Source organism: Amycolatopsis sp. NBC_01480, from assembly GCF_036227205.1.
In the GTDB taxonomy this organism is placed as follows: Bacteria; Actinomycetota; Actinomycetes; order Mycobacteriales; family Pseudonocardiaceae; genus Amycolatopsis.
The window spans coordinates 6,727,945-6,739,060 of sequence record NZ_CP109442.1 but is presented as its reverse complement, the minus strand read 5'-3'; the positions used below and the strand labels follow the sequence as shown (position 1 = coordinate 6,739,060).

8 protein-coding genes are annotated in these 11,116 nt (G+C 71.8%); 4 read left to right on the top strand and 4 right to left on the bottom strand.

The genetic code is table 11. From position 1 onward, the window contains the following. Window positions 1-190 precede the first annotated feature (190 nt). Window positions 191-2,551, bottom strand: coding sequence for an HAD-IC family P-type ATPase (locus OG371_RS32195; protein WP_329059250.1), 2,361 nt, complete (start codon window positions 2,549-2,551; stop codon window positions 191-193). 474 nt (window positions 2,552-3,025) lie between these two features. Next, a complete protein-coding gene (locus OG371_RS32190; protein ID WP_329059249.1) occupies window positions 3,026-4,426 on the bottom strand; it encodes a helix-turn-helix domain-containing protein in 1,401 nt (466 codons plus the stop codon). 122 nt (window positions 4,427-4,548) lie between these two features. Here OG371_RS32190 and OG371_RS32185 point away from each other — a divergent pair, with 122 nt between their 5' ends. From OG371_RS32185 to OG371_RS32175, 3 genes are read left to right on the top strand one after another with little or no spacing between them, the layout of a single operon-like run. Next, window positions 4,549-5,406 carry an FAD binding domain-containing protein gene (locus OG371_RS32185; protein ID WP_329059247.1) on the top strand — a complete coding sequence of 286 codons (858 nt, stop codon included), beginning with the start codon at window positions 4,549-4,551 and terminating at the stop codon, window positions 5,404-5,406. A gap of 8 nt (window positions 5,407-5,414) precedes the next feature. Further along, a complete protein-coding gene (locus OG371_RS32180; RefSeq protein ID WP_329059246.1) occupies window positions 5,415-8,159 on the top strand; it encodes a molybdopterin-dependent oxidoreductase in 2,745 nt (914 codons plus the stop codon). A 30-nt stretch (window positions 8,160-8,189) separates the two neighbouring features. Beyond that, window positions 8,190-8,954, top strand: coding sequence for a class I SAM-dependent methyltransferase (locus OG371_RS32175; protein WP_329059244.1), 765 nt, complete (start codon window positions 8,190-8,192; stop codon window positions 8,952-8,954). Between the two features lie 20 nt (window positions 8,955-8,974). On the opposite strand, the gene OG371_RS32170 is transcribed toward OG371_RS32175, so the two are convergent. Continuing rightward, window positions 8,975-9,229 carry a hypothetical protein gene (locus OG371_RS32170; protein ID WP_329059243.1) on the bottom strand — a complete coding sequence of 85 codons (255 nt, stop codon included), beginning with the start codon at window positions 9,227-9,229 and terminating at the stop codon, window positions 8,975-8,977. A gap of 192 nt (window positions 9,230-9,421) precedes the next feature. Between OG371_RS32170 and OG371_RS32165 the strand changes: the two genes are divergently transcribed. Then, window positions 9,422-10,042, top strand: a complete 621-nt coding sequence (locus tag OG371_RS32165; protein WP_329059242.1) for a TetR/AcrR family transcriptional regulator — start codon at window positions 9,422-9,424, stop codon at window positions 10,040-10,042. A 76-nt stretch (window positions 10,043-10,118) separates the two neighbouring features. Here OG371_RS32165 and OG371_RS32160 read toward each other — a convergent pair whose 3' ends face one another. Next, a complete protein-coding gene (locus OG371_RS32160; RefSeq protein ID WP_329059241.1) occupies window positions 10,119-10,943 on the bottom strand; it encodes an alpha/beta fold hydrolase in 825 nt (274 codons plus the stop codon). Window positions 10,944-11,116 lie beyond the last annotated feature (173 nt).

Here is an 11,116-nt window from a genome sequence, read left to right as displayed (position 1 = left end):
CGGATTACTCACGACTCGAAACTCCACCCAAGTAAACCGGTCGCACCGGTGATGATCGGCCTCCCCTCGAAATTAGCAGCCGTCACGGCGCGTCACGCCCCGGCACCGCCGGGACGCGCCTCGGGGCAACGAGTCTGCCCGACTTACCCGGCCTCGCCGTGCGCGCGGCACCGCCGCCTGATCTGCGGGTTCAACGCTGGTCCGGACGCACCCGGCGCTCGACCCAGCGGCTGAGTTCGATCAGGATGATGCCTGCCACAGCGCAGGCGAGCGCGGTCAACGTGTACGCGCTGTTGCTCGGGTCGAGCAGGAACAGCCGCCGGCTCAGCGGCACCACGAACATCAGCCCGGATATCACGACCATCGCCGCGACCAGCCCGGCCTTCCACCAGGTGTACGGCCGGGCGACGACGCCCAGCACCCACAACGCGAGCGCCATCACGGTGATCAGCGCGGTCGTGCTCGCCTGGACCTGGTCGGTCGCGCCCGAATGCACCAGGACGTACGCGGTGAAGGAGGCGGCCGCGATCACGATCCCGGCCGGCACCGCCGTCCGCAGCACCCGGCCCACGAACCCGCCGCGGGCCCGGTCGTTGTTGGGCGCCAGCGACAGCACGAACGCGGGCAGGCCGATGGTGAACCAGCCGACGATCGTGACGTGCCGGGGCAGGAACGGGTACGGCACCGCGTCGTAGCCGATCAGGCCCGGAACGCCGACGATCAGGGCCAGCAGCACCGAATACACCGTCTTGGTGAGGAACAGGCTGGCGACCCGCTCGATGTTGCCGATCACCCGCCGGCCTTCGCCCACGACGTACGGCAAGGTCGCGAAAGCGTTGTCCAGCAAGACGATCTGCGCCACCGAGCGGGTGGCCGGGCTGCCCGCGCCCATGGCCACGCCGACGTCGGCGTCCTTGAGCGCGAGCACGTCGTTGACGCCGTCCCCGGTCATCGCGACCGTGTGCCCGCGCGATTGCAGGGCCGCGACCATGGCCCGTTTCTGGGCCGGCGTGACCCGCCCGAACACCGCGGCGCCCTCGAGTTTCCCGGCCAGCTGTTCGGGGTCTTCGGGCAAGGTCCGGGCGTCGACCGGCGCGTCGGCCCCGGGCAGCCCGAGCGTGCGGGCGACCGCGCCGACGGAAACGGCGTTGTCACCGGAGATCACCTTGACCGCGACGCCCTGGCCGGCGAAGTAGTCCAACGTCGCGAGCGCGTCGTCGCGGACCTTCTGTTCCAGCACGACCAGGGCCACCGGGGTCACGTCGCCCGGCCCGTCGACTGCCTGCCCGGCGCGGCCGAGCAGCAGCACCCGCAGTCCCTGCGCGCCGATCCGCTCCGCCTCCGCGCGCTCCTCCGACCCCGCGTTCAGCAGGACGTCGGGCGCGCCGAGCACCCAGTCGCCGTGCTCGCCGAAACTCGCGCCGCTCCATTTGCGCGCGGAGGAGAACGGCGTCACCGACCCGGCGGTCCAGCCGGGCGCGGGCGGGGTCGCCTCCGCGATCGCCAGCAGGCTCGCGTTCGGGCGGGGATCCGCGGCGGCCAGCGCGGCCAGCACGGTCTCGGGGGCGACGTCCGGCTCGCCGAGCGGCCGCACCTCCGCCAGCCGCATCGCGTTCTCCGTGAGCGTGCCGGTCTTGTCGGCGCACACGACGTCCACCCGCGCCAGCCCCTCGATCGCGGGCAGCTCGTTGACCAGGCACTGCCGCCTGCCCAGCCGCACCACGCCGACCGCGAACGCGACGGAGGTCAGCAGGATCAGGCCTTCGGGGACCATCGGGACGAGCGCGGCCACCATCCCGCGCAGCGCGTCGGGCAGGGCCTGCGAGCCGGAAAGCTGGTTGTAGATCGACAGCGCGCCGGCCGGCACCAGCACGTAGGTGACGACCTTCAGGATCTTGTCGATCCCCCGGCGCAGCTCGGAATCGACGAGGGTGAACTGCCCGGCCTCCTCGGCCAGCCGCACCGCGTAGGACTCCCGGCCCACCTTCGTCGCGCGGTACGCCCCGCTGCCCGCCACCACGAAGCTGCCCGACATGACCTCCTCACCCGGGTGCTTCAGAACCGGGTCCGACTCGCCGGTGAGCAGCGACTCGTCCACCTCCAGGGCTTCCGCCGCCAGCACCGAGCCGTCCACCACGATCTGGTCCCCCGCGCCGACCTCGACCACGTCGTCGACGACGAGTTCCCCGGGCGGCACCTCCCGGCTCACGCCGTCGCGCCGCACCGTCGGGCGCACCTGCCCGACGATCACCAGCCGGTCCAGCGTCCGCTTCGCCCGCAGCTCCTGCACGATCCCGACCACGCTGTTGGCCACGATCAGCCCGGCGAACAGCCCGTCGAGCAGGTACCCGGTGGAGAAGATGATCACCGCCAGGACGCCGAAGATCGCGTTGATCCGGGTGAACACATTCGCCCGGACGATCTCCCAGCTCCCGCGGCTCACCCGCGAGGGCACATCATTGGTCCGCCCCGCCGCCACCCGCTCCGCCACCTCGGCGGCGCTCAGCCCCTGCGTGACACCCTCGGTGAGCAGGCCTTCGTCCCCTGGCATGGGCCCGACTCTACGCACGGTCCCGGTCGGGCCGCCTGTTCTGAAGCAAGCCTGGGGAAGCCATTCACACCACGATCGTGGGACTCTCCCTGACGCGATTACGCGCGAGGCGCCGCGCCGCCGCCGAGGGCGTTTCTCCTCAGCTCCGAAGGAGAAACCCCATACTCGGCCCGGAAAGCCCGAGACAGCCATGCACCAGGGCCAGGTCCGCATGACCGCGGGGCGGCACCCACGAGAAGCGGTTCTACTCGCCGACCGTGCTGGCCGGGGTGACCGCGGCGGTCGCCAACGACACCGAGTACGGCCTGTTCGCCGCCATCCAGACCGGCTCCGCCGACCGCGGACGACGCGTACGCCCCGTTCGGCGCTTCCGGCAACGGCGCCCGGTTCGGCTCGCAGAGCAGCTGGGACGAGTTCACGCAATGGCAGTGGCTGACCGTCCGCGAACGGGCGCACGGCTTCCCGTTCTGACGGTTATCCGCACAGGAGCGCGGCCCGCAGGTCGAGCCGGTGATCCAGCCGCGAGAGGTCACGGCCGGTGAGCCGCTCGACCCGTTCGATCCGGTAATGCACCGTGTTCACGTGGACGTGCATCACCTCGGCCGTACGCGTCCAGGAACCGTTGCAGGAAAGGAAGTTCTCCAGAGTGTCAAGCAATAGCGCCGGCGACGACGCGTCGTGGCGCAGCAACGGCCCGAGCACCTCAGCACGGTAAGCGGCACGCACCGCCGCAGGCAGCCCAGCCAGAAGGCCAGCCAACGCGGTCACCTCCCCCGCCGCGACGATCCGGGAACCCGTCGTCCCGTGGCGCGCCACCGCCGCGGCGTGCCGGGCCTGGTCCAGCGCACCGGGCAGGTCGACGACATCCTGGGCCGGTGCGCTCAAACCGGCATGCAACGGCACGTCCGGGGCGCAGGCGTGCAGCTTCGGCCACACCGACGCCAGCTCCGCCAGACAGTCCACACCGGACACCACCGCGACGGCCTCCCCACGGGGCAGCATCCCGGAAACAAACGGCTTTCCGCTCAGCCAAGCCAAAGCCTCGTCAAGCGCGTCCACCCCGTCTTCCACGGCAAGCGAGAGCACCAAGTAGGGCCCAGGACCAGGAAGACCGGAATCCTCGACGGCCAGCCGTGCGTCCACATCGGACACCAACCGGTCCCCCAAAACCCGCCCAGCAGGCAGCCCAGCCCGGTACCGCCCGAGCACCGCGGCGATCTCGTGCAGCGCCCGCGGCGGCACCGGGGCCTCGGCCGGAGTCCGCAGGCGCCAGGCGTCATACCGGGACGAGCCGCCCTCGATGGGCAGTTCACGGGGGTTCTCCAGCGCCGAAGCCCCGGCCAGCACCCGTCCGGTCGCGGTCACGACCTGGCCCGCCACGCCAAGAGACGCGAGCGCCCGGTCCAGCAGCTCCCCCAAAGGCGCCCCCTCGGCGAGGAGACGGTCCAGATCGCGGTGAGTGTCCGAAGGCAGCGCCTGCAGCCGGCCGACGTCGCCCCACTGGCGCAGGTAAACCGCGTCGGTGATGGCCCGGAAATCGGTGTGCGCGGGGACCCGGGCCAGCAGGACGCCGTGCTCGCGGCAGGCGTCGGCCACCGCGGCGGGCACGGACCCGTGGGTCTCCTCGCCGGCGAACAACGCGGCCGCCCCGGCCTCGCGCAGCGCCGCGACGAACCGCTCCGCCTTGGCCCGGCCGTGCTCCGGCGTCCACCAGACCAGCCCGCTCAGCACCAGGTCACCGGGCCGGACGAAGCGGCGTGGGTCTTCCAGGTCGGTCACCGTCACCCCGCGCACCTCGCGCGCCGACAGCGCGTCATCACCCCAGGTCAGGGTCAGGTCCAGGGTTTCCAGCTCCAGCAGTTCAGCCACCCGCATGCCTTGGATGATGCTCCAGATCCGCCCGGTTTCACGAAGAATTTTCCGTAGCGCACTCCACTCGTATCACCGCGCCGGATCTTGTTTCCTTCAAGGACCGGCTCGCGAGAGGAGCAGACAGCGTGGACCTGAACACCGTGACCGCCGTGCTCGACCCGCGCCGCGCGGAGCCCTGGCGGCCCGGCGACGCCTGGCTGGCCGGCGGCACCTACCTGTTCTCCGAGCCGCAGCCGCACCTGCGCCGCCTGGTCGACCTGAGCCGGTTCGGCTGGCTGCCCGTCCAGCGGCTCGGCGACGGTTCGGTCGAGCTGGCCGCGACGTGCACGATCGCCGAGCTGTCCCGCTTCGCCGCGCAGGACGGCCGCCCCGCCACAGGGCTGGTCGAGCAGTGCTGCCGGGCGTTCCTCGCGTCGTTCAAGATCTGGAACATGGCCACGGTGGGCGGAAACCTGTGCAACGCGCTGCCCGCCGGCCCGATGATCTCCCTGACCGCCGCGCTCGACGGAGTCTGCCTGCTCACCGCGCAGGACGGCGATGCCCGGCGCGTGCCGGTCACCGAGTTCGTCACCGGCGCCGGCCGCAAGGTCCTGGCCACCGGCGAACTGCTGCGGTCGGTCACCCTGCCCGCCGCCGCGCTGGCCCGGCGCACGGCGTTCCGCCAGGCCTCGCTCTACGGGCTGGGCCGCTCGGGCGCGCTGGTGATCGGGACGCTCGACACGAGCGGCGCGTTCGCGGTGACCGTCACGGCCTCGACCGTGCGGCCGTTCCGCTTCGACTTCCCCGCGCTGCCGGACGAGCGCGAACTCCACGACGCCCTGGCCCGCGCCATCACCCCGGACGACTGGTTCGACGACATCCACGGACTGCCGGAATGGCGGCGCCACATGGCTTTCCGCTTTGCCGAAGAGATCCGCCGCGAGCTGAGCGGGTCCGAGAAGGCCGCACAGCGACCCACGACCTTGGCCAGACACGCCCTGTGAGGTGCCCGATGAAGATCACCGTCAACGAGCAGCACTTCGAGGCCGAGGCCCGGCCCGGCCAGTGCCTGCGCACCTACCTCCGCGACCGCGGCTGCTTCGGCGTGAAGAAGGGCTGCGACGCCGGGGACTGCGGCGCCTGCACGGTGCACGTGGACGGCGAGCCCGTGCACAGCTGCGTCTACCCGGCCGTCCGCGCCGAAGGGCGCAGCGTCACCACCGTCGAGGGCCTGGCCAAGAACGGCGAGCTGCACCCGGTCCAGCAACGGTTCCTCGACGCCCAGGGCTTCCAGTGCGGCTTCTGCACGGCGGGTTTCCTGATGACCACGGCCGCGCTCGACGAGGACAAGCTGGCCGACCTGCCCCGCGCGTTCAAGGGCAGCCTCTGCCGGTGCACGGGCTACCGCGCGATCGAGGACGCCGTGCGCGGGGTGAAGCACGTCGAGGAGCCGGCCGGCGGGCAGGCGGTCGGGCGGAACCTGCCCGCGCCGGCCGGACCTGAAGTGGTCACCGGCACCGCCCGGTACACCTTCGACCTCGACGTTCCAGGCCTGTTGCACCTGAAGCTCCTGCGCTCGCCGCACGCCCACGCGCGCATTCGCCACATCACCACGGCCGCCGCGCTCGCCGTACCCGGTGTCCACTTGGTACTCACCCACCACGACGCCCCGGACCGGCTCTACTCCAGCGCCCAGCACGAACACGTCGAGGACGACCCGGCCGACACGCGGGTGTTCGACGAGGTGGTGCGGCACGTCGGCCAGCGCGTCGCCGCGGTGGTCGCGGATTCCGAGGCCGCCGCCGAGGAGGGCTGCCGCCGGATCGAGGTGACCTACGACGTGCTGCCAGCGGTCATCGAGCCCGGCGAGGCGCTGCGGCCCGGCTCCCCCGTCGTCCACGACAAGGACCCGGCCGCGAGCGGGATCGCGCGGCCGCAGGACAACGTCGCCGCCGAGCTGCACGGTGAGGTCGGCGACGTGGAAGCGGGCTTCGCCGAGGCGGATGCCTTGTACGAGAACACATTCCAGACCCAGCGAGTGCAGCACGCGAGTCTCGAGACCCACGGCGCGGTGGCCTGGTTCGACGAGGACGACGAGGGCACCGGCCGGCTCACGGTCCGCTCCAGCACCCAGACCCCGTTCCTCACCCGGCGCTCGCTGTGCGCGCTGTTCGACCTGCCCGAGGACGCGATCCGCGTGGTGGCCGGGCGGGTCGGCGGCGGTTTCGGCGGCAAGCAGGAGATGCTGGTCGAAGACGTCGTGGTGCTCGCGGCCCTGCGCCTGCGCCGCCCGGTCAAGCTCGAATACACGCGGGCCGAACAGTTCTTCGGCGCCACCACGCGGCACCCGTTCACCGTGCGGGTCAAGGCGGGCGCGCGCCGCGACGGCACCCTCACAGCGCTGGCCCTGCACGTGGTCGCCGACACCGGCGCGTACGGGAACCACGGCCCCGGCGTGCTTTTCCACGCCTGCGGCGAATCGCTCGCCGTTTACCGGTGCCCGAACAAAAAGGCCGACGGCTACTCGGTCTACACGCACAACGTGCCTTCGGGCGCGTTCCGCGGTTACGGGCTCGGCCAAGTGATCTTCGCCGTCGAGTCGGTCCTCGACGAGCTGGCCGCCCGCCTCGGCCTCGACCCGCTGGTGCTGCGCGAGCGCAACGTCATCCGCGCCGGCGAAGCGATGATCACCGCGGACGGTGAGGAGGAAGACCTCCACATCGCCAGTTACGGCCTCGACCAGTGCCTCGGCATCATCCGCACGGCCGCCGCCGAACCCGCCGAGCCCGCGCCACCGGGCTGGCTCGTCGGCGAGGGGTCCGCGCTGGCGATGATCGCGACCGCCCCACCGCGTGGCCACTTCGCCGACGCCCGGGTCAGCCTGCTCCCCGACGGCACCTTCGACGTCGCCGTCGGCACGGCGGAGTTCGGCAACGGCACCACCACCGTGCACCGGCAGATCGCGGCCGGCGAGCTCGGCACCACGGCCGGCCAGGTGACGATCCGGCAGTCCGACACCGACCTCGTCCGCCACGACACCGGCGCCTTCGGCTCGACCGGCACGGTGGTCGCGGGCAAGGCGGTGCTGCGCGCGGCCGGGGGCTTGGCCGGGCAGATCCTGGACTTCGCGGCCGAGCACCTCGGCGTGGACCGGGCGTTGTGCCGGCTCGAGGAGGAAGCCGTCGGTTACGCCGGGAAACGGGTGCTGCTCAAGGAACTGCACCAGGCCGCGCTCGCCGCCGGCCGGGAACTCACTGCCGACGGCCACTTCGACGGCACCCCGCGCTCGGTCGCCTTCAACGCGCAGTGGTTCCGGGTCGCCGTGGACCCTGGCACCGGCGAGATCCGGATCCTGCGCAGCGTGCACGCGGCCGACGCCGGCGAGGTGATGAACCCGATGCAGTGCCGCGGCCAGGTCGAGGGCGGGGTCGCCCAGGCCCTCGGCGCCACGCTGTTCGAAAACGTCCGCGTGGACGAGCGCGGCGCGGTCGGCACCGCCGCCTTCCGCCGCTACCGGCTGCCCGCGTTCGCCGACGTGCCGCGCACGGAAGTCCACTTCATGACCACCGCGGACACGATCGGCCCGCTCGGCGCGAAATCGATGAGCGAGAGCCCGTTCAACCCCGTCGCCCCGGCTTTGGCGAACGCGCTGCGCGACGCGACGGGCGTCCGGTTCACCGAGCTGCCGCTGACCCGCGACCGGGTGTGGCTCGCCGTGAAACACCTTGACGCGCAACCGGAATCTCCAGCAGGGTGAGGCGGAGGCAGGACTCGACGAGGGGGACCGATGAACAGCCGGATCGCAGGCGATTTCGACTACGAGACCCACGGCGCCGGGTACGGCGTGCAGCGCCGGCCGGACCCGCGGATCGCCGCCCTCGTCCACGCCGCGCTCGGCGACGCCCGGACCGTGCTGAACGTCGGCGCCGGGGCCGGCTCGTACGAGCCCGAAGACCGCGAGGTCACCGCGGTCGAGCCGTCCGCGTCGATGCGGGCCCAGCGCCCCGCGCACCTGGCTGAGGCGATCGACGCCACCGCGGAGAGCCTTCCCTTCGGGGACAAGAGTTTCGACGCCGCGATGGCCACGGTCACCGTCCACCAGTGGGCCGACACCGACGCCGGGCTGCGTGAGCTGCGGCGGGTCAGCCGGGGCCCGGTCGTGGTGCTGACCTTCGACGGCGACGCGCTGGACCGGCTGTGGCTCGCCGACTACGCGCCCGAGCTGATCACCGCCGAACGCCGCCGTTACCCCGCGATCGAGCACATCCGGCAGGTGCTGGGCGGCACGAGCACGGTGACGCCGGTCCCGGTGCCGTCGGACTGCGTCGACGGGTTCACCGAGGCTTACTACGCGCGGCCCGAGCGATTCCTGGACCCCGCCGTCCGCCAGTCGCAGTCGGCCTGGGGCTTCGTCGAGCCCGAAGCCGTCGACCGGACCGTGGCCCGGCTGCGCGCCGACCTCGCGTCGGGCGAGTGGCACCGCCGTTACGGCGCGGTGGCCGCCCAGCCGGAGTTCGACGGCTCGCTGCGGCTGATCGTCGCCCGGCCGTAATTCCGCATTTCACCGGCCGCTCACCGATCGCGGGCCTCCCGCCGCAGGATCACGAGCCCCGCGATCGCCCGCGGGATCAGCGTCAAGGAGCAGACCAGTGCCACCCCGAACGGAACGCTCGTCTGCCAGCGCCCGTCGTAATTGACGACAAACGACAAGGCGATGCAGGCGACCGCGGCGACGGCCAGCGCGACGTTGAACCAGGCCCGGCCGACCGTACGCGGCACCAGGCGATTCCAGGACACTTCGGTTTTGTCACGCAGCACACGGGACATGGGGTGGACCTCCTTCGGCTTGGGCACCCAGTCTCCGCAGCCGGCCGCCGGCGGTGATCAGCCTCGAGGACGACTTCGCCGGCCCGGCCTCGACCGCGCGAACGAGGGACCCCCGTCAGTCTCAGTTATGCAAGTCTGCTCTCATCGTCGGAGTCGACACGCTAAACTGGCCGGAGACGGAAGGGGCGAGCGATGACCGAGCAGACCACCAGCGGTCGCGTGAACCAGAAGCTGCGCACGCACCGGGCGATCGTGGCGGCCGCGGCGGAGCTGAGCCGGACCGGGCGCGAGGTGACCATGCCCGAGATCGCCAAGGCGGCGCTGGTTTCCGAAGCGACCGCGTATCGCTACTTCCCGGACCTGGCCAGCCTCCTGAAAGAAGCGATCGCCGGGCAGCTGCCCACGCCGGCCGAAGCGCTGAAGTCGGTCGAGGGCTCCGAAGACCCGGTGGAACGGGTGGCCGCGGCGGCCGAGTTCCTGCTGCGGCACGTGCTCGCCCGGCAGGGGGTGGTGCGCGCGATGATCGCCGCCACCGTCGCCCATCCGGGCCCCGCCGCCCGCCCGGGCCTGCGGTTCGGCCTGATCGAAGACGCACTGGCCCCATTGGCCGCGACACACGACCCGGACAGCCCCGCGCTGACGCAGCTGCACCGCAGCCTGGCCGTGGTCGTCAGCGCCGAGGCGCTGTTCACCCTGATCGACCTGGCCGGGCTCGACCCGGAGGACGCGATCGCCAGCGCCGTCAGCACGGCGGCCACGCTGACCCGGGCGTTCGTCCAGGAGAATCCCGGACGGCGTAAGCGAAAGAAGTGAGGCCGCGGTTTCCGTACCCGGAACCGAAAACGCCGCGCCGGAGGCTCTGCAGCCCCCGGCGCGGCGAGTTGTTCGATCAGGCGTTCTGGCCCGGCTTCACCACGGTGTCGACAAAATCGCCGATGGCGCCGAGGGTGGCGCCCAGCTGCTCGATCTGCGGGAAGTGCCCGGCGCCCTCGACCGGCACGAAACGGCTGTTCGGGAACGCGCCGGCGTACGTGCGGCCGTAACGGGCGCTGAAGATGCCGTCCTGCTCGCCCCAGACCACCAGCACCGGCAGGGTGACGCGGTGCAGGCGCCGGCGGATCTTCGGGTCGTAGACGAAGTTCTCCCCCGCGTACACGGCCTGGGTCTTCTGGTTGGCGGCCATGCCCGCGCGCTGCTCGTCAGTCAGCTTCGCCATGTCCGGCCGGAACGCCGCGTTGGCGAAGGACAGCCCGCCGATTTCGAGCGGCGGAATGGTGCGGATGTCGAGGATGTCGCCCTCGTCGTCGGGCTTCGGGCCAGAGGCGTTGAGCAGGACCAGGCAGCCGACGCGGCCGCGGGTGTCGCGCAGCGCCATCTCGGTGGCGATCTGGCCGCCGAGCGAGTTGCCGATCACCATGACCCCGTTCAGGTCGAGCTGGTCGAGCAGGTCCAGGTAGGCCCAGGCCAGGTCCTCGTAGCTGTCGGCCCACTCCGGCCGCGGCGTGCCGTCGAAGCCGGGGTGGATCGGGGCGACGGTGTACACGTGCTCGGACATCGCGGTCGCGAGGCCGGCCACCGAGCGGGGCCCGGCGCCGCCGTGCAGCAGGAGCACGGCCTGCCCGTCGGTGTTCTCGCCGAACTCGGTGACGGTGACGGACAAGCCGTCAGCCAGGTCGAGGGTCCGGGTGCGGCTGGTGGTGGCTGAGGCGGTCATGGGTGAATCTCCTTCGTAAGAGCTGACTCGCATGACTGTAGACGACTCGCGTGCGTTCATGCAAGTGCACTCTCACGAAGACTTCCGGACCGTTCGCCCAGCACCCTTCAGACGACGAGATCCCGCTGCCGGTCGGCAGCGGGATCTCGGTGGTACAGCTATGAAACTGGGCG

What these genes read in the sequence shown, in the direction of transcription:
- OG371_RS32195 (WP_329059250.1), bottom strand. Translation starts at nt 2,551, where the DNA reads ATGCCAGGGGACGAAGGCCTGCTCACCGAGGGTGTCACGCAGGGGCTG.
- OG371_RS32190 (WP_329059249.1), bottom strand. Translation starts at nt 4,426, where the DNA reads ATGCGGGTGGCTGAACTGCTGGAGCTGGAAACCCTGGACCTGACCCTG.
- OG371_RS32180 (WP_329059246.1), top strand. Translation starts at nt 5,415, where the DNA reads ATGAAGATCACCGTCAACGAGCAGCACTTCGAGGCCGAGGCCCGGCCC.
- OG371_RS32175 (WP_329059244.1), top strand. Translation starts at nt 8,190, where the DNA reads ATGAACAGCCGGATCGCAGGCGATTTCGACTACGAGACCCACGGCGCC.
- OG371_RS32170 (WP_329059243.1), bottom strand. Translation starts at nt 9,229, where the DNA reads ATGTCCCGTGTGCTGCGTGACAAAACCGAAGTGTCCTGGAATCGCCTG.
- OG371_RS32165 (WP_329059242.1), top strand. Translation starts at nt 9,422, where the DNA reads ATGACCGAGCAGACCACCAGCGGTCGCGTGAACCAGAAGCTGCGCACG.
- OG371_RS32160 (WP_329059241.1), bottom strand. Translation starts at nt 10,943, where the DNA reads ATGACCGCCTCAGCCACCACCAGCCGCACCCGGACCCTCGACCTGGCT.